The organism is Candidatus Hydrogenedentota bacterium, assembly GCA_019637335.1.
Classification (GTDB): domain Bacteria; phylum Hydrogenedentota; class Hydrogenedentia; order Hydrogenedentales; family JAEUWI01; genus JAEUWI01.
Genome location: JAHBVV010000001.1, coordinates 722,690 through 747,047 on the forward strand (window position 1 = coordinate 722,690; position 24,358 = coordinate 747,047).

21 protein-coding genes are annotated in these 24,358 nt (G+C 65.1%); 15 read left to right on the top strand and 6 right to left on the bottom strand.

The annotated features are described in order from the left end of the window. Window positions 1-3: 3 nt before the first annotated feature. The 5 genes from KF886_02625 to KF886_02645 all read right to left on the bottom strand — a co-directional run bounded on the left by KF886_02625 (window position 4) and on the right by KF886_02645 (window position 3,927). Window positions 4-663, bottom strand: coding sequence for an ABC transporter ATP-binding protein (locus tag KF886_02625; GenBank protein ID MBX3176230.1), 660 nt, complete (start codon window positions 661-663; stop codon window positions 4-6). Further along, complete coding sequence (cbiQ, locus tag KF886_02630; GenBank protein ID MBX3176231.1) at window positions 660-1,409, bottom strand: cobalt ECF transporter T component CbiQ; 750 nt, start codon at window positions 1,407-1,409, stop codon at window positions 660-662. Before cbiQ ends, KF886_02625 begins: the two co-directional genes overlap by 4 nt. Further along, window positions 1,410-2,006, bottom strand: a complete 597-nt coding sequence (locus tag KF886_02635) for a carboxypeptidase regulatory-like domain-containing protein (GenBank protein ID MBX3176232.1) — start codon at window positions 2,004-2,006, stop codon at window positions 1,410-1,412. Then, complete coding sequence (gene cbiM / locus KF886_02640) at window positions 2,003-2,647, bottom strand: cobalt transporter CbiM (GenBank protein MBX3176233.1); 645 nt, start codon at window positions 2,645-2,647, stop codon at window positions 2,003-2,005. Before cbiM ends, KF886_02635 begins: the two co-directional genes overlap by 4 nt. A 338-nt stretch (window positions 2,648-2,985) precedes the next feature. Continuing rightward, window positions 2,986-3,927: a TlpA family protein disulfide reductase gene (locus KF886_02645; protein MBX3176234.1), complete on the bottom strand. Its 942-nt coding sequence runs from the start codon at window positions 3,925-3,927 to the stop codon at window positions 2,986-2,988. 229 nt (window positions 3,928-4,156) lie between these two features. Between KF886_02645 and KF886_02650 the strand changes: the two genes are divergently transcribed. The 5 genes from KF886_02650 to KF886_02670 all read left to right on the top strand — a co-directional run bounded on the left by KF886_02650 (window position 4,157) and on the right by KF886_02670 (window position 11,023). Then, a complete protein-coding gene (locus KF886_02650; protein ID MBX3176235.1) occupies window positions 4,157-4,510 on the top strand; it encodes a hypothetical protein in 354 nt (117 codons plus the stop codon). 67 nt (window positions 4,511-4,577) lie between these two features. Continuing rightward, entirely contained in the window at window positions 4,578-5,168 is a 591-nt protein-coding gene (locus KF886_02655) for a DUF4123 domain-containing protein (protein MBX3176236.1), read from the top strand. Then, window positions 5,165-5,566: a hypothetical protein gene (locus KF886_02660; protein MBX3176237.1), complete on the top strand. Its 402-nt coding sequence runs from the start codon at window positions 5,165-5,167 to the stop codon at window positions 5,564-5,566. The genes KF886_02655 and KF886_02660 overlap by 4 nt, the downstream gene beginning before the upstream one ends. Beyond that, window positions 5,563-9,702: a hypothetical protein gene (locus KF886_02665; GenBank protein ID MBX3176238.1), complete on the top strand. Its 4,140-nt coding sequence runs from the start codon at window positions 5,563-5,565 to the stop codon at window positions 9,700-9,702. Before KF886_02660 ends, KF886_02665 begins: the two co-directional genes overlap by 4 nt. Continuing rightward, window positions 9,683-11,023: a PQQ-like beta-propeller repeat protein gene (locus KF886_02670; protein MBX3176239.1), complete on the top strand. Its 1,341-nt coding sequence runs from the start codon at window positions 9,683-9,685 to the stop codon at window positions 11,021-11,023. Before KF886_02665 ends, KF886_02670 begins: the two co-directional genes overlap by 20 nt. Before the next feature lie 6 nt (window positions 11,024-11,029). Here the strand turns inward: KF886_02670 and KF886_02675 are convergent, their stop codons facing one another. After that, entirely contained in the window at window positions 11,030-11,419 is a 390-nt protein-coding gene (locus KF886_02675) for a DUF4280 domain-containing protein (GenBank protein MBX3176240.1), read from the bottom strand. A 731-nt stretch (window positions 11,420-12,150) separates the two neighbouring features. Here KF886_02675 and KF886_02680 point away from each other — a divergent pair. From KF886_02680 to KF886_02725, 10 genes are all read left to right on the top strand, one after another. Beyond that, window positions 12,151-12,639: a division/cell wall cluster transcriptional repressor MraZ gene (locus KF886_02680; protein MBX3176241.1), complete on the top strand. Its 489-nt coding sequence runs from the start codon at window positions 12,151-12,153 to the stop codon at window positions 12,637-12,639. Continuing rightward, complete coding sequence (locus tag KF886_02685; protein MBX3176242.1) at window positions 12,626-12,973, top strand: STAS domain-containing protein; 348 nt, start codon at window positions 12,626-12,628, stop codon at window positions 12,971-12,973. The genes KF886_02680 and KF886_02685 overlap by 14 nt, the downstream gene beginning before the upstream one ends. 99 nt (window positions 12,974-13,072) lie before the next feature. Further along, window positions 13,073-13,981: a 16S rRNA (cytosine(1402)-N(4))-methyltransferase RsmH gene (gene rsmH / locus KF886_02690; protein MBX3176243.1), complete on the top strand. Its 909-nt coding sequence runs from the start codon at window positions 13,073-13,075 to the stop codon at window positions 13,979-13,981. 13 nt (window positions 13,982-13,994) lie between these two features. Beyond that, on the top strand, window positions 13,995-14,714 hold the full coding sequence (locus KF886_02695) for a hypothetical protein (GenBank protein ID MBX3176244.1): 720 nt from the start codon (window positions 13,995-13,997) through the stop codon (window positions 14,712-14,714). A 38-nt stretch (window positions 14,715-14,752) separates the two neighbouring features. Then, window positions 14,753-16,960, top strand: coding sequence for a transpeptidase family protein (locus KF886_02700; protein MBX3176245.1), 2,208 nt, complete (start codon window positions 14,753-14,755; stop codon window positions 16,958-16,960). Beyond that, window positions 16,947-18,413, top strand: coding sequence for a UDP-N-acetylmuramoyl-L-alanyl-D-glutamate--2,6-diaminopimelate ligase (locus KF886_02705; GenBank protein ID MBX3176246.1), 1,467 nt, complete (start codon window positions 16,947-16,949; stop codon window positions 18,411-18,413). The genes KF886_02700 and KF886_02705 overlap by 14 nt, the downstream gene beginning before the upstream one ends. After that, complete coding sequence (gene murF / locus KF886_02710) at window positions 18,413-19,783, top strand: UDP-N-acetylmuramoyl-tripeptide--D-alanyl-D-alanine ligase (protein ID MBX3176247.1); 1,371 nt, start codon at window positions 18,413-18,415, stop codon at window positions 19,781-19,783. Before KF886_02705 ends, murF begins: the two co-directional genes overlap by 1 nt. A 2-nt stretch (window positions 19,784-19,785) precedes the next feature. After that, a complete protein-coding gene (mraY, locus tag KF886_02715) occupies window positions 19,786-21,270 on the top strand; it encodes a phospho-N-acetylmuramoyl-pentapeptide-transferase (GenBank protein MBX3176248.1) in 1,485 nt (494 codons plus the stop codon). A gap of 373 nt (window positions 21,271-21,643) precedes the next feature. Continuing rightward, window positions 21,644-22,996 (top strand): UDP-N-acetylmuramoyl-L-alanine--D-glutamate ligase, encoded by a 1,353-nt coding sequence (gene murD, locus KF886_02720; GenBank protein ID MBX3176249.1) that lies wholly within the window; start codon window positions 21,644-21,646, stop codon window positions 22,994-22,996. Beyond that, complete coding sequence (locus KF886_02725; GenBank protein ID MBX3176250.1) at window positions 22,993-24,093, top strand: cell division protein FtsW; 1,101 nt, start codon at window positions 22,993-22,995, stop codon at window positions 24,091-24,093. The genes murD and KF886_02725 overlap by 4 nt, the downstream gene beginning before the upstream one ends. Window positions 24,094-24,358: the final 265 nt, after the last annotated feature.

The window sequence follows — 24,358 nt, forward strand, 5'->3', positions numbered from 1 at the left end:
TGATTATGCGGTGTCGACGAGGCGGCTGTTGTCGAGGAGGTATACGGTGTTGGTGATCCGGTCGAGGAATTTTCGATTGTGTGAGATCAAGACGATTTCCTGATCGAGGCGCTCGAGTATGGCGGCGAGCCTGGCCTCGGTTTCGGCGTCGAGGCCGGCGGTGGGCTCATCGAGCAGGAGCACGCGCGGCTCCATGGCGAGTACGGCTGCCAGGGCAACCATGCGCTTCTCCCCTCCCGAGAGCTTGTAGGTGACGCGGTGTTCGTAGCCGGTGAGCCCGAGCAGGTCGAGGGTTTGGAGGGCGCGTTCCCGCGCGACGGCCGGGGCGGCCCCGAAGTTCAGCGGGCCGAACATGAGGTCTTCGAGTACGGTGGGGCAAAAGAGCTGGTCTTCGCTGTCCTGGAGCAGGTAGCCGGCCTGGCGCCGGACTTCGAGGAAATCGCGCTCGCTGTTGCATCTTTTTCCAAAGGCGTGGACGGCGCCGGCGTCGGGCCGGAGGAGGCCGGTCATGAGGTGCAGGAGGGTGCTCTTGCCGCAGCCGTTGGCTCCGGTAAGGCCGATGCGCTGGCCCGCGCCGAGGGTGAAGTGCAGGTCCCTGAAGAGGGGCTGGCCCGGTGTATAGCCGAACTCGATGCCGCTGAGTTGAATGAGGGGGGCGTTCACGGCCATACCATCCCGAGCATGGCGAGCATTGCGGTGGCGGAGAGGAGGCCGAACCATGCGTCGGAGCGCTGGAAGGCCAGGTCCCCGTGAAAGGCGAGGGAGCCCCGGTATCCGCGCAGGCGCATGGCGTCGCGAATGCGTTCGCCGCGCGCATGGCTGCGGACGAGCATCATGCCGGCCATGTAGCCGGTAGTGCGCAGGGTATGGAGATTGGGGCCGGGAGCGAATCCGCGCAGGCGCGCGGCGGTTGAAAGGCGGCTGTATTCGGCGAGCATCAGCCCCAGGTAGCGCACGGTGAAAAGGAGCAGGTGCGCGAGTTTCGGGGGCATGCCGAGGCGTTCGAGGGCGTGGCCCAGGGCGACGAGTTCGATGGTGCCGAGGAGCACGGCGAGCAGGAGCACGATGGCGTTGGCCTTGAGGACGATGATGAGGCCGTCTTGCAGGCCTTCGCGGGTGGCCCCGGCTGGGCCAATGTGGAAGAGCGCCTCGCCGGGGGTGAAGAATAGCAATGCGGCGAGCAGCAGTGCGAGGACGGCGTTGAGGGGAACCAGGCGCTGCAACAGGGCGGCCGGGGGAATCCTGGCAACGAGGGCGCCCGCGATTCCGAGCAGGAGCCCGAAGAGCAACACGGGCCAGGCGCCGGCCAAGGCCAGCACGGCGCTGAAGGCGACGGCGGCGAGGACGCGCGACCGGGGGTCGAGGCGGTGAAGCGGGGTATCACCATCGCTGTATACGATAATCTCCATTCAGCCGCCCCGCCGAGAAAACCGGCCGCGCACCAGGGCGAGAAGCCCGGCGACGCCGAAGAGATAGCCGATGCCGCCCACGATATCGCGGAAGCGCGTGGTGCGCTCATATTGAAACAACTGCTCACGGAGGGGGGCAAGCTGCCTCGCGACGGCCTGATCGATGCGCGCCTCGATGGCGGCGAAATCCGCGCTGGCGTGCTGGTCCGTCTCGGGGGCCGAGGCGGCGGAAACCGGCGCGGGCGACTCGGGCGGCGCGGCGAGCGCGGCCTCGATCTCGCTTTCGGGAACGGTATAGGCGCCGACATGCCCCTCCCCGGCATCGCCGGTGATACGATAGTCGCATACGCGGCTTATGGGCAGGGTGAACCGTCCGGCCTCGTCGGTGACGGTCTCGGCGAGCAGGACGCCCTCGGGATCATGGGCCCGCACGGGCGCTTCGGTGATCCGGGTCCCGTCGGGGTAGCGCATGGTCCCGCGGACGGCGTTGCCGCTGGCGGTGGCGAAGAGTTCGACCGCGTGCCCCCAGGCGATGAGGGGGATGCAGAGCAGTGACAGGGCCATGCAAAAGGCGCGGGGCAGGGTACGAAACTTCATGGGGTGGCTTCCGTGGGGTCATCGGCCGGCCGTGCGAGGGTCCCGGCGAGCAACTCGGGACTGACTTTCTGTAAGAATCCGGCGGCGGACGCGGTGACGAGTCCTTCGAGAATCATGACGGGGATCTGCGCCGCGAGGACGGTGACGGCGACGATGCGGAACGCTTCGCCGGCGGTGCTGAGGATCCCCGCCAGAATGAGGGAGCCGAGGACGATGGCGAGCGCGCCGAGCGCCCCGCAGGCGGCGGGTACAGCGCGCGCGGAAGGTTGAATCCTGAATGCGCGGAACAGGTGATAGACGACGACCGACGGCGTGGCCATGATACAGGTGTTGAGTCCGAGGGTGGTAAGTCCGCCGAATCCGAATAGCACGGCTTGCAGGACGAGGGCCAGAAAGACGGCGGGAAATGCGGCCCAGCCGAGGACGATCCCGAGCAGTGCGGTGAGGGAAAGGTGAATGCTGACCCCGAAAACCGGGATGTGGATCAGGGAGGCGACAAAGAAGCTGGATGACATGACGGCGGCGCGCATTGCGGCGGTCTCGTCCAGCTGGCGGAGGCCGATCGCCACGCCGGCGGATGCGAGTAGCCAGCCGCCTCCGAGCATAACGGGGGATGCTATAACGCCTTCAGCCAGATGCATGACAAACCTCAGCCGCGGTGGGAAACGCGGGAACGTGGAAACTCAGGGGGCGGGATGCGCCTTGGCGCCCCGGGTCGGGGTGTATCATAGCACGTTTGGCAGGGGCGATGCCCACGGGCGCGCCGGGGGGAATTGGATGCGGGGCGGCGCCGGATGGCGGCACGAAAAAAAACGCGCCGAATCACGCTCAAGCTGATGGCCGCCTGTGGCGGCCCGCTTGAACGTGGCACACCGGAGAGCGGCGGGGCGTCTCCGAACACGTCACCCTCAAGCGGATGGCCGCTTGAGGGTGATGCTCGGTATGCTGGCCCCTCGGGCCGATGGCTGGGTTGGGTTGGTTACTGGCGCTCGTATTCGGCGAGGCGCTCTTTGAGTTGCGCGAGGAGGTCTTCGCTCTTGCAGAGCTCGACGGCTTTTTTCTGGGTGGCAATCGCGGTATCGCGATCGCCGGAGCGGAACTGGGCTCGGGCCAGGGTGTCGAGGACGTCGGCGTTTTCGCCTCCGGCCAGCGTGTTGGCAAACTCGGCGACGCGTAACATGTACGGCAGGTCCTGATAGGCGAGGCCCTCATCGGCCAGCAGGGTCCAGGCGACCTGGCTGTAGAAGCCGGGATCCTCGAGGCCGCATTCGAGGAGGCGTTTTCCGACCTGGTCCGCGGCGGCCTTGTCGCTTCCGTATCGCGCGCGGACGATGTATTCCTGCGCCCAGATCATGGCGAGTTCGCGGAGTTCCTTCTGGGCGGCTTCTTTTTTCGCACGCTCGCGGGCCTCATCGGCGTTGTATTCGCCGTCGGCGACCTTGGCGAGGATTTCGTCGAGGCCGGCCATGGGGTGGCCCTGCCAGACGAGGGTTCCGCTGCGGTCGACGACAAAGGCGTGCGGGATGCCGCGGACGCCGAAGGGGGTGGCGTAGGCTTCCCAGGTCTTTCGGTCCTGATCGATTGCGACCGTATAGGCCATCTCATCGCCCTTGTCGCCGACGAAGCCCCGGACCTGGTCCTCCGCCTCGTCGGAGATGCCGATGATGCGGACGCCCTTGTCCTTATATTTTGCCTGGAGCTCGGTGAGGTGCGGGATGCTCTGGCGGCAGGGTCCGCACCAGGTGGCCCAGAATTCTACGACGTAGATCTCGCCGCTGTCTTTGAGGTCGGCTTTAACTTCATCGCCCTTGATGACGCTGGAGAGCTTGAGGGCGGGGGCCGGGTCGCCGATTTGGAGGGCGCCGGCGAGGGGGGCCAGCAGGGCGCTGGCCAGCATGAACGCCGCGATGCGCAGTTTCATGGGATCGGTTCCTTTCGGAGTTTTGGGGGTACGGGCAGGTAGTGTACGACACGCCGGGCCGCCACTTCATCCCGCATGCCATGGTTTTATATTCGGCCGAAGGGAGCCCCCGTGTCAAACGCGGGCTTGCAGGTTACGGCTTTTCCGTCTACAATCAGTTGTCCGGACGGGGACGAGGAAGCCCCGCCCGGTCCGTTGTGATCAGCCCCGAGTGCAGGAGGGTCTCCAGATGCGCCAGCCCTGGTCCAAAATGAATGTCGATGGCGCGAATTTCCGGCTTACCGAGCAGGAACTGGACCGCGTGTACGACGAAATGCCGAGCCTTCCGGAGCCGCCCGCGCAATCGGAGGCGTCGGGCGGCGGCGGTGATGGCCCCGCGAGGAGCCAGGCGCAGACGATCGCGCCGGCGGCGGAGGCGGAGCCCGAGCCGGCGGAATGCCCCAACCCGGCGTGTTACGGGGCGTTTCAAAACGCTTCGGAGACGGGCGCGCCGCTGGTGGAAGGCAGCGGCTCGGGCTGCACCGATCGCCGGGTGATGTATGATCCGTCGCGGGCTCCGAATCCGGATCGCCGCAGCAACTGAAGGCAGCCCCGGGCGCCGGCGCCTTGCAGCGGCGGGAGTCCGGTATGTTGAGGAAACCAGCGAGACCATGCCGAGCCGACCCGATGCGTACGAGTTGCACCAGTATTTCGAGCACCACCGGAAGCCCGGGGAGCACCTCTATGCCGTGGTGGACGCGGCGCGGGACTACCGGCTTGCGGTGGCGCCGCGCGATATGCTGGATGAGCCGCTGCGCCCGCTTTTTCAGAACGCCCCGTATTTCATGGAGCGGGTGGGGCCGTACCTGGCTCGGATAAGCTGCTCGGACCGGTATCCGGAGTACATGCGGCTGTGGGCGGAGCGTCTGGGGGATAACGCGGGCATCTTCTTCTTGAGCAGCGCGTGGCCGAAGACGGTGCGTGCGCACTTGCGTAGCATCTTCAAGGTGTATGACGAGAACAAGGCGATGTTCTATTTTCGCTTTTATGATCCGCGGGTTATACGCACGTATCTTCCGACCTGCACGGCGAAGGAATGCCGGGAGTTTTTCGGGCCGATACGCAGCATATTCGTGGAGGGTCCCACGCTGCCGGTGATGCATCACTACCGGGTGGGGCAGGCGGCGATCCACCTGGAGGAGGAGGATGTGCGGGCCATCTCCCATTCGCTGGACGACGCGCGGGAGGAGAGCACCGCATGATCATCCGCCGGGACCAGATCCGCGCCTTTGAGGCGTATATGCGGGCGGCGTTCGAGGATCGTATGGTGGCGCACATGCGCGCGCACTATCCGGAGCGCTATGGGGCGCTGTCGCGGGGCGTGGACGACGAGACGGGCGCGCGGGACCTGGTGCGGCTGGCGGTGGAGAAGGCCACCCGGATCGGGGCGCGCCGCGAAGGGAGCATCCAGCAGCTGCTTGAGATTATGCTGGAGACCCGCCCCGATTTCGACGAGGATATAGAGATGGCATGGGCGCGGGCCATCCTCGACGACGACACGATGGGCGGTGGCACGCGCATCCAATTGGTCCACCAGAAGCTCCGGGCGCGATCGGCCCCAGACACTCCGGACCGGACGGCTGGAGGGAGGAAGGCATGACGGATACGGCTGGAAACGCGGCGGGCGGTGGATCGCCCAGCGGCGACCGGGATCACGGGAGCGCGGCGAATACCTGCTCGGGTCCGGCGGGCAATACGTCGCTGGTGGTGCAGGTGGAGCGCAGCGATGGCCAGCAGCTATCCAAGCCGGCGGATGTGCGAATCGACGGCCCGACGTTTCGCAATGAGAAGACGATAGAGGGGACGGACCGGATCACGTTCAAGCCGATCAACGCGGGCCAGTACAAGGTTTCGGTCAACCCGCACGGGGACGAGGAGGATTTTGACGCGCTTCCCCCCCACCCGCAGGAGGTGGTGGTCCCACAGGGGGAAGAAAAGCTTGCGACGCTGAAGATAGCCCCGCCGCTGCGCGCGTACCTGCACTTCACGTTCACGGATCCCGAGGGCGCGCAGCGGAACTTGCCGAAAGACTTCAAGATCGACCTGGTGTACAACGACGGTTCGCGGGTGAGCGCGGCGCTGAACGAAGACGGTATGGGGGTGTGGGAAGGCAAGATTGGGATCCCGGTGGATCGCCGGAAGACGGATTTCACGGTCCATTTCACTCCGAACGCCGGACAGTTTATTGTGTGCGAGAAATCCGGCGACCCCGCAACGGTGGAGATTGGGGGCCGATCCCGGCTGGCCGATAGCAAGCGGGGGTTCATGCTGCCACCGATCAAGTGGATGCTGAGCAACTCGGACTGGGAAGTAACGAACGCGTCGAACTACGCCGAGAACAAGTTTGCGCAGCTGGATGATCCGAATACGGAGATCGGTACGGAGGCGTCGCCGGTGGAACTGAAGCTGAACCCGCACTGGCAGTTTCACCAGTTTCTGTTCTTCGACCGGAAATTCGGTCCTTCGGACCACCAGGCGCGGATCAGCATACCGCCGGTGCTGCTGGAGGGATTCCGGAAGGCTCCGGGGAACGGGGACGCGCGTGCGGACACGGCGGGAAACTGGACCACGGGCGAGGATCCCAAGGATTTGAAGCAGGCGATCCCCTGGATCCTGCGCAAGGAGGAGGACGGGGTTACGCCACTGCCCGAGCTGAACCAGGACATGGAGCTTCGTTTCGCCACGGGAAGTGATTCGGGCAATTACATTTTTTCAAAATCGGCGACGGAGCGGGAGCTGGTTTCGCTGGCCGGCAATGCGGACGAGCTCCAGCCGGGGCCGGCGCGGCTGGCGTACTACGATCTGCCTCGTTTGTGGCGATCGAAGGCGTATTACACGCGGCAATCGGGCGGCGATCAGGGGAAGTTCTTCTACGATCTGACGGAATCGGACATTTCGGCGGCGGATTCGGCGTCGTCCCCGCTGATCTTCTGTCTGGACGACATTGTGCTGTACCAGGCGGATGGATCGGCGCTGGCTCCGCTGGATCCGCTTGGGGACACGGACAAGGTGGCCATCTTCCACCATACGTTCAGCGATAGCGGGGCCGATTGTTCGGCGCAGGGCGTGTACAAGCCGCTGGCTCCGGCCTCGGTTCCCGAGCCGGCGGAACTTCCGGGCAGCGATGTGGATACGGCGGAGAACTACCTGACGGATTATCCGGACTGGACGCGCCTGGTGATTGCGCAGGGGAACCTTTTTGACGTATTTGACGCGCGGACCCCGGACAACCGCGAAGAGAAGCAGGCGGTCGGGGCGCGCGCGGCGGTGCGCTGGCTGGACGCGATGGCGTCCCTCTCCCCCGCCGGCATCCGGATGTGGGACATGACGGTGGAGGGGCAGGACGCGGATGGCAAGCCGGTTTACAAGGACGCGGCGGACCCGCTGGGCCGCCCACTGCCGAACCGCGCATTCTGCACGGAGAGCTCGTTCACGGAGCGGCGCCCGGGCCCGACAGAGCAGGCGTTTTTCGCTATGCAGCATTTCTGGAGCCAGCGGACGGCGGAGCGCTACACCGCGCCCTACAACGGCAGCGACGAGGAGCACGTGGGGCGATTCGATATCGCGCTGTTGCGCTGCTGCGGGCTGGAAGACGACAAGGAGGTGGCGGTCAACCTCCACTACCTGAAGAGCAGCTACACCTTCGAGGCGACGCCATCGGGATCGCCGCAGCAGTACGCGCACGACGCGTCGGTGAATGTATCCAACCGGTGGAATGGCAACGATGGGCATGTGACGGGCGGGCGGGCGCGCTTCCTTCCCCGGAAGCAGGAAAGCGACGAGGACGCGTCGGAACCGCTGGTGGTGGAGGCGGTTTGGTTCTGCCAGGCGGTTATCGAGCAGCGCGCGCACATTGCGGTGAAGGTGGTCGCCGTGGACCGGGCGTGGCGGAACGGGCGTCTGGGCACGGGAGAATCGGGGCCGGACGGGCATGCGCCGGACGCGCAGGAGGGCTACCCGAACGCGTTCACGACGGCGCACGAGTGCGGTCACGTGGCGGCGCTTCCGGATGAGTACAACGAGCAATGGGACGCGGCGTCGTGCGACCAGCCGAGCCTGAAGAGCAATCTTCCGGGCGACCCGTTCTACCTGGAGGGCGGGGCGCTGATGCACCGCCTGGAAACGCCGCGCAACCGGTACTACTGGCACGCGGCGGAGTGGGTCCGCCGCCGGTTGAAGGACCCGGTGCATTTCAAGGTGTCGTTTACCGACCCGGGCGGGACAACCTACGACAAGTTTTATCTTCCGGAGCATCCGGAGTCGGGCCGCACCTTCGCGTACTGGCCGCTGGCGTCGGATCACAAACCCGCGACCCCACAGCCGGTGTATCCCTCGAACAGCCGGGGCGGCCTGCGCGACCTGTATCTTTATGCGCTGGGCCGGGATCACTACAGCGAGTTCGTGCTGCCGGGCGCGGGTGGCGAGGCCTTCGACGGGATTCTGTTGATTGTGTTGAAGCTGGCGTTCCATTTTCCGGACGACGTTTCGTTCGACGAGCGGTCGGACGCGCTCTCGGCGGCGGTGGAGGCGGCTTCGGCGCTGAATAAGAAATGGTATGCGAGCGGCCAGGCGCCTGTTCCGGGATCCTCGCCCGCGGCGGATCGGACCTTCGAACGGTGTCTTATTCACTTCGCGCCGCGGGTCGTGGTGGAGAATTACGTACACCCGGACCTGAGCGCGGAGGCGGCGCTGGCGCTTGCGGGGGAGACGATTGACAACTTGCGGGTCCATTACCGGGTCCAGGTCTATCCGCACAGCCCGGCGCACACGCGCTGGGACACGAACACAACGGGCGGCGAGCTGGAGACGAGCGTCGAGCTGCTGGAAGACATCCCGCAGGGAGAGCGGGAGAAGGACTATATCCAATCGCTGGTGGAGAAACTGGATGAGTACCACGGGATACCGGAGTTTCACCTGACGGACCGCATCGGGAAAGTGGGCGAGATACGCTTGAAGGCGGAGGGCATCCTCGAAAGCGCGCCGGATGTGACCAGCAGGTGGGACGAGGATACGCGGGTCCCGAATTCTCGCGCGCCTTTGGGAAAATCGGCGATCGAGCAGGCGATCCAGCTGTACCGGAGCACGGGATACACGGACTACGATGGGCGGCTCCAGCGCCTCGCCGCGCTGGACGGGCTTCTGGACGCGTTCCGCGAGACGGCGGATGTGCGGGGCGGCTGGAAGGCTCCCACGAAGGCGAAGGAAATCGACATTGCGCTGTCGACGTACGAGAATACGCCGATGGATGACTTTGCCGCGCGGTTCGCGGCGCTGGACAAGCTGGAGGAGGCCTGCGACGAGTTTATTGTTTCGACGCGGCGCAAGAACTGGCTCCTGAATATGGGGCTCTACGGTATGATCCCGAAGGTGGAAGCGCTGGACAGCCGGGCGCGCGCGGAGAAGGGCGATGTGGCGGTGATGCGTGGCGTGACGAACATGAAGCCGCTTCTCCAGGCGAAGATGGACGAATTGCGTGTGCTGAAGGGCATCCAGAAGCTGAAGGCGCAGGCGCGGGAGGTGGAGGCGGACTTGAAGGCGCAGGAGAGCAGCACGACGCTGCTGGTGGAATACCCGGACCCCGGGCAGCGCACGGCGCATGTGGGCGGGGCGCTGGAATCGTATCTGCCGAGCCTGGCGGGCATTCACAAACTGCCGGCCGACATTACGCGCGAAGATTTGATACCGCTGGTTCGCCAGGTGTTGCCGCGGGAAACCGATGTGCAGCCGCTTGCATGATATGCGCCGCCCCGGACGCGCCTGGTTGCCGCCGGCCTGCGCCATCGCGTGCCTGCTGCTGGCTGGCGGCCTGCGCGCCGCCGGTGAAGAGGAGAACGACATGACGATCGAAGTGCGCCACCCGGATCGGGAAGCCTACGACCAGATCGATCCCGCGATTACGCCATTGGCGCGCGGGCACGCGGTCCCGTCGCGCCCGGCCGCGATGGGGAATGCGTACTACCGGCATCACGGCAACACCCTGCAGAACGGGCGGGTTGATGTGGGCCTGCCCGTCGGGGAATGGGAATTGGCGTGGTCGGCCGAGCTGCATCCCGGCTACGCGCCGCGGGCGGTGCTGGCGTCGGAGGACCGGCTGCTCGTCGAGGGCGAAGTTTGGGAGCTTTTCGACACGGAGGGGGCGCGCGTGGCGGATGGCAAGAATGGGGCGGGGTCGATCACGATGGATCCGGACGGCGCGTCGTTCTACCACATCAGCGAATCGGGATCCGTTATCGAGCGCGACCTCGCGCAGGGCGCGGAAAGAGCCCGGATCCTCCCGTTTCTCGGGCAGGCCTTCGCGCGCCCGCTGATCGCGCGGCTGGAGAACCGGCTGCTGCTCGTTGGGAATGAGCGCCAGCTCGATCCGCAGGGCCGGAAGCGGGCGCGGCGATCGCTGATTGAATGGATCGAACGGCGCGAGCCGGAGCGGCGCACGGGATCGGGCCTGTTGCTCACCGCCGCCAATGCGGGCACGCTTATCCTGCCGTCGCCGGGGCTGCTGGCGGCGTCGGATGGCGAGACCGTGGTGGCGGCCGGGGATGGGCGGCTGTACATCAGCAACGGGCCGGGCGCGTTGGAGGGGGTGTACAGCGGGGACTTCGAAGCGGTTGCGCTCAGCCTGGGGGGCAATGGCTGGGTCTACCTGGCGATCCGCCAGGATGAGGTCCTTCGCCTCTGGTGCATCACGATGAGCGGGCAGATAGCCGCCGAGTATACCTTGCCCGAAACGGCGCGCCGTGTCATTGCGCCGCCGCTTGTCGGCCACGATGGCCGGATCTACCTGGCGGCGCCCGGGCGTCTGATTGCGCTTACCTCCGAAGGGGCGCCGCTGTGGGAATGCCCGGTGAGTGGCTTGCTTATCGGCGCGGCGTGTGCGAACGGCGGGCGCATCGCCATCGTCACGGAATCCGCCGCCGGGATCGTTTCGCCGGACGGGCGACTCGACGTCATCGGGGAAGCGGGCCGGGACCCGTTTTGCACCGGACCGGCCATCACGCCGGAAGGCGAGATCGCGGTGGCCACCCGACGCGCGCTGCGCATTCATCGCCCCGCGCCGTGATCGGGGTCAGGCGATCGTCTCCGTCGTCACGCCCGCGTCGACCACGGTAACGGTTCCGCCCCAGGTGCACATGCAGGTGCTCGAATTGTTGAGCGCGGGCATATTCCCGATCATCACGGTGGAACTGCCTGGCGCCCAGGGCGCCGCGATGACGGGGATGCAGGCTTGCGGGGTCAGGACGCCGAGCGCGGCGGAGGTTGCGGCGGCGACGGTGGGATTCGAGAGCGTAATGCAATTGCCGAAGCCGGAGATATTCACCATGGGGATGTAGTCCATGATGTTCGCGGCGTAGGCATCCTCCATTTGAACACAGTTCGTGGGCAAGACGGTGAGGGAACAGGTGGAGGTTCCCATCGTGCATTTGAGTGTCGCGCCATCGACAACGGGTAGCGCCATGGTTCCAAGTCTCCTCGTTTGACTGCGGCCAGCCTGTGCAGTATACGAAAGGATTTTTGGCTGTGCAAGGGTGTGCACGGGGCGGGGGGGCGCGACGGGCAGGAAGTTTGTTCCGCCTTCCGCAGACGCCCGGACTGTGGGTGGGTTCAGGGTGTATTGGGGTGTTTGCGGCACTTTGGCCGCATAAAGTAGCGCCAGCCCGTTATTGACATGCCGCTATACGATGACGAGTGCGCGCAAGGCTGGGAGCGCACTTCCGTTGCGGCGCGGGATTGCGTCGTCGAGGAATCAAGCCAGCTTCATTCCGCTAAAGCATTACGGGTGATTTAACCAGGGGGCGGACTTTCCGCCCTCGCCGGCTCCCGGCGCCGTGTCGGGCGGGGTCCTGGCGGGGTTTTGGGTGAGATGCGGCTTCCCCCCCACTGATCCCCCACCGCCCCCCACCCCGATTGTTGAGCCGTTCCTCACTATTTCGCCGGTCTCCCCCACGCCAGGGGGCATATGCGGGTTGAGGCGCCCCGCAGGTCGCCCTATTTACCCACATTTTCCCACCCGCAATTGCACGCATTTTATGGTGCATACCGGAATCGAGACTACTATATATAGTGGCTCAATCCGAATTGTGGTGTTTTTTGTCGTGTTTTCGGCGGAATCCTTGTGTTTTTTATGTTGACTTGGTGGGGGAATGGTGGTAGATTGTGGGTACTCAGGGTGAAATCGTGGGAGTACACATGTACTACGGTGAATCACAGACCGCCATCGACGACAAGGGCCGGATTACCGTGCCCGTGCAGTTTCGTCAGGTGATGGAGGTGCACGATCACGACACGTGGTACATGACGCGCGGTTTTGACGGGGCGATCTTCCTGTTTCACAGCCTTCAATGGGAAAAGTTGAAGGACTTGGGCAGCGGCTACAATCCGCTGGACCCGCGGATGCTTGATTTTCGCCGGATGCTTCTTGGAAGCGCGGCGAAGACGAAGCGCGACAAGGCGGGCCGTCTTGCGGTTCCGGCGCTGCTGCGCGAATTCGCGGGGATTGAGAAGGAGGCGGTGCTTATCGGCGTGGAAGACCATCTGGAATTGTGGAGCAAGGAACGTTGGTGTGCGTTCCAGCAGCGCCAGATGGAGAATTACAAGGCAATGGCCGCCGAACTGTTTGGGTCTTCCCAGGCGTCCGGCGACCCAACTCACGGAGCGGAACGGGATGCTGGCCATTAACAAATACGAACAGGGTGCGGTAACGGTGCTTCGGCTTGAGGGCGATATCGACGAAGACGGGATGAATTCGCTTCGTCTGAGCCTGATGGATTGCATTCAGGCGCAGCGCTGCAATGTGGTGGTGAATCTTTCCGAGGTGAAGTTCGTGAGCTACATGGGCGTTGGCGTGCTTGTGGAACGGCTCCGGCAGCTCCGCACGGGCAGCGGCGATCTGAAGCTGACCGGCGTGAACCTTTATACGGAGCGGCTGTTCCGGATGATCGGCGTGACGAACGTGTTCGAGACGTTCGCGACCGAGGCGCAGGCGATCCAGGCGTTCGCGGAAGCGGCTTGACTCCGATTTTCCCGGGGCGTCGGGCGGTGGTGTGCTGGTGTTACCGGCGCGCGGGAATCAGGTAAGCGGAAGGATGCCGCTGTGTCGCATATCCCAGTCATGGCGGAGGAAGCCCTGGAGGGGCTCGCCATCCGCCCGGACGGCTCGTACGTGGACGGCACGGCGGGCGCGGGCGGGCACGCGGCGCTGATAGCCGGACGCCTTACGACGGGCCGCCTTCTCGCGCTGGACCGGGATCCGCTGGCGGTGGCGATGGCGACGGAGCGCCTGGCCCCCTACCCCCAGGCCCGGGTGCGCCAATCGAATTACGGGGCGATGGCGGAGGTGCTTTCGGAACTTGGGTGGGGCCTGGTGGATGGAATACTCATCGACGCGGGCTGTTCGAGCATGCAGATCGACACGCCGGCGCGCGGGTTTTCGTTCCAGGAGGATGGCCCGCTGGACATGCGTATGGATCCGGGGTCGGGCGAGCCGGCTTCCGCGCTGCTGAATCGCCTTTCCGCGCCGGAAATCGAGACCCTCCTTCGGGAGTATGGCGACATTGGCCCGGCCGGCCGGATCGCGGCGAGCATCAAGGATTTCGCCTCGCGTGGCCGGCTGGCGACGACGTCCGATCTGGTGGTGGCGGTGCGGGCGGCGCTGCCTTTTCTGCGGGAGACCCCGGAGGAGGTTCGGACGGTGTTCCAGGCGATTCGCATTGCGGTCAACGATGAATTGTCGGGATTACAGCGGGCGCTGGACGCCTCGCTGGATTGCCTCAAGCCCGGGGGCAGGCTGGTGGTGATATCGTTTCATTCGGGCGAGGACCGGATCGTGAAACAGGCGTTTCGTTCCGCTTCCCGAAAGGCTCGAAGGCTGCGCCCCGATGGCCGGGTGGCTTCGGAGACGCCGGCGCGGGTGCGGGTGCTGACGCCGCGGCCGGTCACGGCGAACGACGCCGAATGCCGGGTCAATCCGCGGGCCAAGAGCGCGAAGCTGCGCATAGCGGAGCGGCTTCCACAACGGTGACTAGAGGTAGGACATGTACAAGTCGCGAACAAAGAAGGACCGGCGCGTATTGCGGGGTTGGATCAAGTGGGTTCCGGTGCTTGCGATCCCGTTTTCCATCCTGTTCTTTCACGCCTGGATCAATATTCAGATTCTTCGGGCGGACTATGTGCTTCGCGAGCTGAACGCCGAGAGCCGCAAGTGGGCGGACCGGCTTGAGAGCACCGATATTGCGAAGACGTTTCACGAGGATCCGGAGGTGCTTGCCGAACGGGCCTCGCTCCTTGAGTTTGTGCAGCCGACGCCGGGCCAGCGCGAGATAATTTACTATGATCCGGCGTCTGTTCCGCCGCATCCGGAAGACACGCATTTTGAGATGGCGCGCCATGATGCTCCGGCCCTGGCGACGCCCGCGGCCGATGAATCTCGCGGGGCCCAATCGGCGCTTGCGGTGATCGGCGCGCCGTTCGCGAGCGCGCCCGGGGCCGCGCCGCCGGCCCCGGCGCCGGATCCGGCTCCCGTTTCCGAGCCCGCTCCGGCGGCTGCCGCGCAGCCGGCCGTGGCCACCGCGGCTCCCGCCGCGGAAGTGGCGCTTGTTACGACGCCGGTCGTGTTGCCGCTTGCGGGAGCGGCGTCCGCGAACGTTGAGACGATCGCGGCGCCTGCGGCGGCGCCGGTGGTGCTGGAGTTGCCGCCGGATACCCGCGGGATAAACAATTTGGACGAAGGCATGGGCGGCCTGGATTCCCTTTAGGGCGCCGGAGAACGAGGAAGATTCGGAGCAGCGGGACTATGACACCATCGCGACCGGGGATGAAGCGTGAAGCGGCGGATCCCTACGGGAGCCCAATGACCGCGGAGCAGCGACGCCAGGTGCGGCTGATGTTCCTGGGCTTCCTGTGCCTGTTTATCCTGGTTGGGGTGCGGCTGCATTTTGTGCACTTGATGCCGAACTCCTCGCTGAACGTGGAAGAAGCGAAGCATATTGGGGAGATCACGCTCCGGGAGCCGCGGGGCGAGATCTATGATCGCAACGCGATCCGGCTTGCGACGAACCGAGAGGTTCCGTCGCTGTGGGTTGACCCGACGACGCTGGCGGATCCCGCGGCATTTTCCGCGCGGGTGGCGCCGGCGTTCGGGCTTGACGCGCCGACGCTGACGGAGCGGCTGATGGAGAGGACGGCGGACGGCAAGCTGTACAGGTTCAAGTGGGTCAAGCGCTGGGTGACGGAACCGGAGGAGTCGGTGGCGATGGCGAATCTGACGCGCGAATTCGAGGGCATATTGCACGTACAATACGAGTCGCTCCGGCACTATCCGCAGCGGATGGCGGCGGCGCAGTTGCTGGGCTTTGTGAACCGCAACAACGAGGCCTCGGAGGGGGTGGAGCTTGTCTTCGACAAGCACCTCCGGAGCGAGCCGGGCGTGTACCGCGCGCGCACGGACACGCGGCGCCGCCTGCTGGAATCCCGGGTGCTGGAGTATGTGCCGGCGAAGGCGGGGGAATCGCTTCAGTTGACGCTGGACATTAACATCCAGCACAACCTGGAGCGGGTTCTGGACCAGCGTATGATCGACACCAAGGCGTCGCAGGGCATGGGGATGCTGATGGATCCGTTTACGGGGGAGATCCTGGCGCTTGCGACGCGGCCTTCCTTCGATCCGAACTATTACGAGTCGTATACGAACGACCAGCGCCGCAACAAGGCGATCACGGATCCCTTCGAGCCTGGGTCGGCATTCAAGATTGTGACGGCGGCGGCGGCCATAGAGGAAGGCCTCATCACGCCGGCCACGATGATCAATTGCGAGAACGGGGGTTTCAATCCCTATGGCCATTACATCCGGGATTTCTACCGGCTTGGCGTGGAGCCTTTCAGCAAGGCCTTTGAAGACTCCAGCAATGTGGCGATCATCAAGGTGGCGAAGATGCTCGGTCCGGAGCGGCTGGAGCAGTGGATCCGGGCGTTTGGGTTCGGGCAGCGCACGAGCCGGGATTTCCCGCCCGGGGCGGAGACGGCGGGCCAGTTCCGGGAGCGGAAGGATTGGAACCGTCTCTCGATGGGTTCTCTTCCGATGGGTCAGGAGATATCGGTGACGATCCCGCAGATGGCGCGGGCGTTCGCGGTGATTGCGAACGGCGGCTACCTGGTGGAGCCCCACTTCGTGAAACGGGCGATAGCGTCGGACGGCACGATCACGTTTGAGCACGATGCGGGGGATCGCCCGCGCATCATTTCGGAGCAGACGGCGGCGACGATGCGGGAATTGCTGCACCTGGTGGTGCTCAACGGCACGGGTTCCCGCGCGGCGATGCCCGAGTACACGGCCGGCGGCAAGACCGGCACGGCGCAGATGGCCAGCCTCACGGGGCGGGGCTACAGCAAGGACCGCTATACAACGGTGTTTGCGGGGATCGCGCCGATCAAGAATCCGCGGCTGGTGGCGGTGATAGTGGTAAAGGAGCCCATGATCCGGGAGCGCTGGGGCGGCTTTGTCTGCGGCCCCGTGTTCAAGGAGGTGGTTCGCGACGCGCTGGTGCGGCTTAACGTTCCGGCGGACATCGAGGTGGAGGGAAACGAGGAGAAGGTGCTCGTGGCGAAGGCCACGCGGCGGCCCAAGGCGGCGGCCGAGGCGCCCGAAGAAGAGTCCGCGGATGGCGACACATTGATCGAGCGGCTGAGCGACGAGGAGATCCAGGCCCTTCTGGCCGCCATGGAGCACGACTTCGAGCCCCTGGATCCGTTGGAACTCAGGGCGCCGGGGCGGGATCCAGTGGAAGGTGAGCCGGTGTTGCCCGATTTGATTGGCCTGACCAAGCGCGAGGCCTATGCGGCGCTGGGCCGCTTGAACGTGCAATGGGATCCGCATGGCGCGGGCCGGGTGGTGTCGCAGAACCCGCCGGCGGGCACCCCCATCTCCCAGGTTCAATTGTGCGCACTGGAATTTTCGCCCGCGCCGCTGGAAGACGAAGAAGAAGCTGAGAATGAAACTTCATGACGCCCTCGAAGCCATTGGATTCCACGCGGACGCCTGCCCCGCGGTGGAGGCTGCCGGCGTAACGGAAGACTCGCGGAAGGTTTCGCGGGGGGATGTTTTCGTGGCGGTGATGGGCGGGCATGCGGACGGGCACGACTTTGCCGCTAGCGCCGCGGCATCCGGGGCGGTGGCGGTGCTGGGCGATCGCCCCGGGCTGCGGGAGCTTGCGGGACTTCCCTATTTGTATGCGCCCGCCGTGCGCGAGACGGCGGCGCGGCTTGCGCACCGGCTCGCGGGCGATCCGACGGAGCGGCTGACCGTCATTGGGATTACGGGCACCAATGGCAAGTCCAGCACGGCGATGCTGGCGCGCGCGATGCTTCAGGAATCCGGCCGCGCGACGAGCCTTTTTGGAACGTTGGGCTACGACATCGGGAACACGCACGTTCCCGCGCCGCACACGACGCCCTTCGGCGATGAGCTGGCGCGCATGATGCAGCGGGCGATCGAGGCGGGCGATACCCACGTGGTTATGGAAGTGAGCTCGCACGCCCTGGATCAGGAGCGTGTGGCGGGAATCCGCTTTCGCGGCGCGGCTTTCACGAACCTGACGCAGGATCACCTGGACTACCACGTATCGATGGAGGCGTACCGGGACGCCAAGCTGAAGCTGTTCCGGCGGGTGGAGGGCGAGGGCGCGTTCACGGCGATCAACCGGGAGGATCCCGCCTCCCCGGCCTTTCTGGAGGCGTCGGCGGGCCGCACGATTGCGTACGGCGAGGGCGGCGCTATCCGGGCGCGGTCCGTGAAGCATGGCGCGGGCGGCAGCCGCTTCACGCTGGAGACGCCGGACGGCCAGGCCGACGTGGCGCTTCGGCTGATCGGCGAGCACAATGTGCAGAATGCCTTGTGCGCGGCGGCGATTGGCCATGGCCTTGGGCTTGATCCGGGCGCCATCGCGCGCGGTTTGGGTCGTCTGGATCGCGTTCCGGGACGGTTTGACGCGGTGGACGGGGGCCAGGACTTCTTCGTGATTGTGGACTATGCCCACACCGAGGATGGTCTGGTCAATGTGCTTCGTGCGGCGCGGCCGCTGTGCCGGGGCCGTATTATCACGGTATTTGGTTGCGGCGGCGATCGCGACCGTGGGAAGCGGCCGAAGATGGGCCGGGCGGCGGGCCAACTGAGCGATTTCTGTGTGCTGACTTCGGACAATCCGCGCAGCGAGGACCCGTGCCGGATTCTTCTGGATGTGGAGGTGGGTCTCCAGCGGGCGGGCCGCAAGAAAGGCGAGGACTACGTGGTGATTGAAAGCCGCGAGAAGGCCATCCATCACGCGATCGGGCTGGCGCGGCCGGGAGATCTGGTCATGATTGCCGGCAAGGGCCACGAAGACTACCAGATCCTGGCGGACCGCACGATTCATTTTGATGACCGGGAAGTGGCGCTCGAAGCGCTTGGAGGGCTGCGCTGATGGGCTGGCGTTACGAAATTGATGAGATTGCGGCGCAGATCGGATGCGCCGCGCCTGAACCGGGCGGGGCCCCGATAACGGGCGTCTCCACCGATACCCGAACGCTGGAACCGGGCGCGCTTTTTGTCGCGCTGACGGGTCCGAATTTCAACGCGGAGCACTTCGTGGCCGAGGCGTTCGCGCGCGGCGCGGCGGGGGCGCTCTGCCGGGAGCCCCATCCGGAGGGGCCTTGCCTGGCCGTCCCGGATCCGCTGGCCGCGTTTCAGGCCCTGGCGCGGCGGCACCGTATGGCGCATGACATCCCGATTCTCGCGATTACGGGCTCGTGCGGGAAGACGACGGCGAAGGACCTGACGTCGGCGGTGTTGGAGAGCCGGTACCGCGTACTGCGCACCCAGGGCAACCTCAACAACGACATCGGGTGCCCACTCACGCTGATGCGGATCGACCGGGAGACGGAATTCGCGGTGATCGAGATGGGGGCGAACCACCAGGGCGAGATCGCGCATCTATGCACGCTGGCGCGCCCTTCGGAATCGGTTGTGACCATTGTGGCCCCGGCGCACCTGGAAGGATTCGGCAGTATTGACGATGTCGCGCGGGCGAAGGGCGAGATCGTGCGGGGGCTTGACGCGGATGGCTGCTTTTACCAGAATATGGACAATCCCTACTGCCGTGCAATGGGCTGGGACTTTCCGGGCGAGATTGTGCGCTTCGGGCGTGAAGGCGATGTGGTGCTCCGGAACCTGTCGTTTGACGAATCCGGCGAGATGGTGCTTGATATCGCGCCGGTGGGACGGATCCGGCTGCCGCTGCTTGTGCCCGCGCACGCGACCAACGTGCTGGTGGCGGTGGCGGTGGGATTGCGCCACGGCGTGACGGAATTTGAGGGCCCGCTCCGGGCCGCCTGCGTCCGCGCGGCGCGCTTCCACGTGCGGACCATCGCGGGATTCGAGATTCTGGACGATACGTACAATGCGAACCCGGCAAGCATGGCGGCGGCGCTGGAGGCGCTGGGGCGGCGCCCGGGATCCGGGAAGCGTTTTGCGGCGCTGGGGGACATGCTGGAGTTGGGGTCGGATGCGGTTGCGTATCACCGGGCGCTGGGGGAACAGGCGGCGGCGGCGGGCGTGGCGGGTGTGTTTGCGTACGGCGCGCACGCCCATGATATCATAGCGGGCGCCAGGGCAGCCGGCGTCGGCCAGGCGGAAGCCCTGGATTCCCATGAAGCCATTGCGGACGCCCTTTTCCGCGCCGCGTCTCCTGGCGATTCGATTCTCCTGAAAGGTTCCCGTGGCATGCGCATGGAGCGGGTGGCGGAGGCTCTGGAGCATCGCGCGTTACCGGGCGGAGAGGATCGACCGACCTAATCATGCTTTATCACCTGACCCAGGCCCTTATCCCCTATTTCAGCGGTTTTGACGTGTTCCGCTACCACACGGTTCGGGCGGGCGGCGCCGCGATCACGGGCTTTCTCTTCTGCCTGCTGGTGGGCCCGTATCTGATCCGGCTCCTGCACTCCCTGAAAGTGGGCCAGATCATCAAGAAGGACCACGTGGCGGACCTGCACGCGCTGCACAAGGGCAAGGCGGGCACGCCGACCATGGGCGGCGCGATCATGCTCCTGTCGGCGGTGCTTTCGCTGCTGTTGTGGAGCACGCTGACCAACCGCCTGCTCTGGGTGGCGCTGGGCGTGTTTGTGTTGCTCGGGGCGGTGGGTTTCGTCGACGACTTCATCAAGTTGCGGCGCAAGCACAACGACGGGCTGAGCGCGCGCGCGAAATTTGCGGGACAGATTCTCACGGGCAGCCTGCTGGGTCTGTACCTCTACTTCGCGCCGATAACCACAAGCGGCACATGGATGGATCCGCGCGATATCCGTGACTGGAAAGCCCTGGCGGCGGTGCTGGTGGATTGCGCGGACGACCCGGCCAGCACCCCGTGCGGGCGTGTATGGCAGGCCCTCAACCCCGAATTGCGTTCCGTGTTGCGTATCGCGGACAGCGAGGGGTTTGTTCCGGTGGATTACCGTATTCCGGTGCTGACGGCGATCAACACCGCGCTGGCGCAGGGTCACTGGGCGGCGGATTTTCCATTGAAGCAGGCGCGGCCGAATGCGGAGCTGGCATCCTACGCGGACGAAGACTTCGAAGCGCTGAGCAACCGCGACCAGGTCCGGTATAACCGGCTTGTGCTGGAGGCGGCGATGCCGGGCGTCGTGGCGCAGAGCATTCCAAACATCCATACGCGGGTGGGTGTGCCCGGTTTGAAGGATGTGTTTATTCCGCTTGGCTTTCTTTACGTCGTCTTCGTGATATTCATTATTGTGAGCGTCTCCAACGCGGTTAACCTGACGGACGGGCTGGACGGGCTGGCGGCGGGCGCGTCGATTTTTTCGATCTTCACGTTTGCGGCGATCGCGTACGTGGTGAGCCGGGCGGACTGGTCGTATTACCTGTATCTCACGTACATACCGGAGGCGAGCGAGCTGTTCGTGTTTGGCGCGGCGCTGCTGGGTACGGGGCTGGGTTTCCTTTGGTTCAACGCGCACCCGGCGGAGGTCTTCATGGGGGACACGGGATCACTGGCGCTCGGCGGGGCGATTGGCACGATGGCCATCTTGACCAAGCAGGAGTTGCTGCTGCCCATTGTCGCGGGCCTCTTTGTCATGGAGGCCGGGAGCGTGGTGATCCAAGTGGCGTCGTTCAAGCTGACGGGCAAGCGCGTATTCCGCATGGCTCCGCTGCACCACCATTTTGAACTGCTTGGCTGGACGGAGACGAAAGTCACGATCCGGTTCTGGATTCTTGCGTTTATGTTTTCGCTGCTGAGTCTCGCTACGCTGAAGTTCCGTTGAGGACGCCGGGCCGCTTTGGGCGGCATGTTGAAAGAGTTGAACGGCGAATGGACGTGAATTCACACGAATGAAGAGATGATTGATTCGCCCCGGGATCTTGCGATTGTGTTCGTGGCGTCAGTGGACGGTTCGAAGGCGCCGCTCGCGCTGTCTCAGCCTGGAAGGCTAAGCCACGTTGGCGGGCGTTGCCAGACGGCGCTGAATGCCGAAAAGCGAGGGAACCGGATCGCGCGCGGGTGATTGCGGGTCAGGCAGGGATGGCTATAACCTCCTGTTTGATTGATTGTACTGAATGCCGAAGCACTGGTGAATCTGGTGGCGTCGGGAATTGTTGCGGGGTAAAAGACAAAAAGGTAACGGATAAGAGTTGCGTATGGACCTCCAAGGCGTACCGGTAACGATAGTGGGGCTGGGCCGTTCCGCGGCGGCCGCCGCCGCGCTGCTGCGGGCTGTCGGGGCGCGCCCTTTTGTTACCGACAGCGCGGACACCCCGCCGCAGGCTCCGTGGCGCGCCGAACTGGAGGAACTGGGCGTGCCCTTCGAGACGGGCGGCCATACGGATCGCGCGTGGGACGCGGCCGGACTTGTGGTGCTGAGCCCGGGGGTCCCGCCGTCCATCGCGCCGGTTCAGGCCCTTCGGAAACGCGGCGTGCCGGTGCTGGGCGAGTTGGAGCTGGCGAGCCGGTTTGCGCGCGCGCCGCTGCTTGCGGTGACGGGCACGAACGGGAAGACGACGGTGACGGAGATGCTGCGTCACATCCTGGTGGAGATCGGATATCGCGCGGCGCTGGCGGGCAACAACCATACGGCGTTCTCCAGCGCGGTGCTGGCGGATCCGTCGCCGGATTATTTCGTCCTGGAGGTCAGCAGCTACCAGCTCGAGACGATTGAAACTTTTCGCCCGTATGTGGGGGCGGTGCTCAATCTGACGCCGGATCATCTGGGCCGGCACGGCGATCTGGATGGGTATGCGGCGGCGAAGGCGCGCCTTTTCTTGAACCAGCAGCCGGGCAAAGACGTGGCCGTGCTCAATGGCGACGATCCGCGGGTTCGCACGATGGCGGTTCCCGAGGGCGTGCGCCACATTCACTTCCAGTTGGAAGCCGTCCCGGAGACAGGGCTGGGATGGGATGGCGCGGGGCTGGTTGTGGATGGGCAGTCCATCCCGATGCGCTGCCCGCTTCCGGGCCGGCACAACCTGGAGAACGCGCTGGCGGCGCTGGCGGTATTGCACGGGGCGGGCCTTTCGATACCGGACAGTATCCGCGCGCTGGAATCGTTCCGCGGCGTGGCGCACCGGCTGGAGTTTGCGGGATCGCGCGGCGGGATCGCCTTTTACAATGATTCGAAATCGACGAATGTGGACAGCCTTCGCGTGGCGCTGGAAGCCTTCGAGCAGCCGGTGACGCTGATCGCGGGCGGCCAGGGGAAGGGCAGCAGCTACACGCCGCTCGCGCCGCTGGTGCGCGCGCGGGTGCGCCATCTCGTGGCGCTGGGCGAGGACGGGCCGGTGCTTGCGCGAGCGCTTTCCGAGGCGGCGCCGGTGACGGTGGTCCGCGATATGGCGGCGGCGGTTGCCGAGGCGATAGCCCGGACCCCGCCGGGCGGAACGGTGCTGCTGTCGCCGGGTTGCGCGAGTTTTGATCAGTACGCGAATTTTGAGGAGCGCGGCGCGCACTTCAAGGCCCTGGTGGGCGCGCTCACCGAGGAGGAATGCCTATCATGAAGAAGGAAACGACGGCGGTCATTACGCTGGTTATGGCGCTAACGCTGGTGGGAACGCTGATGGTCTTCAGCGCGATGGGCTACAAGGAAAGCGGCGGCGCGATGATCACGCGGCAGTTCGCGGCGCTGGGCATCGGCCTGGCGGCGATGTTCGTCGCGGCGCGCTTTGACTACCACCGTTTGAAGGATGGGTTTATCTTCCGCGGCATCGTCCTGACGACTATCGGATTGCTCATCCTCGTACTTGTGGCCGGCACGGAGGTGAAGGGCGCGCAACGCTGGATCCGTATCCCCGGCATGCAGTTGCAGCCATCGGAGCTGGCCAAGTTCGCGCTGATCCTGCTGCTTGCGGTGAAGCTGACGGACAACCGCGACAACCTGCACAAGTTCTTCTCGGGCTTTCTTCCGCCGGCGTTTATCGCGCTGTTTTTCGCCGGCCTTGTGCTGGCGCAGCGCGACCTGGGGATTCCGGTGCTGATGGTGGGCGTTGCGGGCGTCATGATGGCGGTGGCGGGGGTATCGGTGCGCTACCTGCTGGCGAGCTGCGCGCCGCTGGCGGTGGCGTTTGTGGCGCTTATCCTGACCAGCCCCCACCGCATGGATCGCCTGCTGGCCTTCCGGAATCCGTGGCATGATCCGCTGGGCACAGGCTTCAACCTGATCCAGTCCTACTCCGCGTTTGCGCAGGGCGGCCTGCTGGGTAAGGGGGCGGGCGCGAGCGAGCAAAAGCTGGGTTACTTGCCCGAATCGCACACGGACTTCATCTTCGCGCTTCTGGGCGAGGAGTTCGGGCTGGCGGGCACGCTGATCGTGGTGGGGCTGTTCGCGGCGCTGCTTTTCAGCGGCTACCGGATCGCGCTGAACGCGCGCGACCTGTTCGGGGCGCTGCTGGCCACGGGGATTACGGCTCTGATCGCGATGCAGGCGACGATAATCATGAGCGTGACCACGGGCCTCGTCCCCACGAAGGGCTTGCCGCTGCCTTATGTGAGCTATGGCGGCACGGCGCTGATCGTCTTTCTGGGGCTCGCGGGGGTGCTGGCGAATGTGGGGCTGCAGGGGCATGCCCCGGCGAAACGCAAACGGTCGGCGGCGTAAGCGGTTGCAATGGCGGCGGGCGGGTACGTATTCTGATTTTCGTAACGGTTTAGCCGTCTGAAGCAAAGAAGATTTTCAACCACGAATGAACACGAATTCACACGAATAAGAGAGACTATTGACCCGGTTCGAAGACTCAAATGGAACGGTAACAGGTCCGCCTTTTACCCTTTGAGCCTATGAAGCGGAGAATCTTCCCACAGATTTGCACAGATCGCCACGAATACGAAGTAGGGACCGGCAGCCGGTACCGGCACACAGGTGA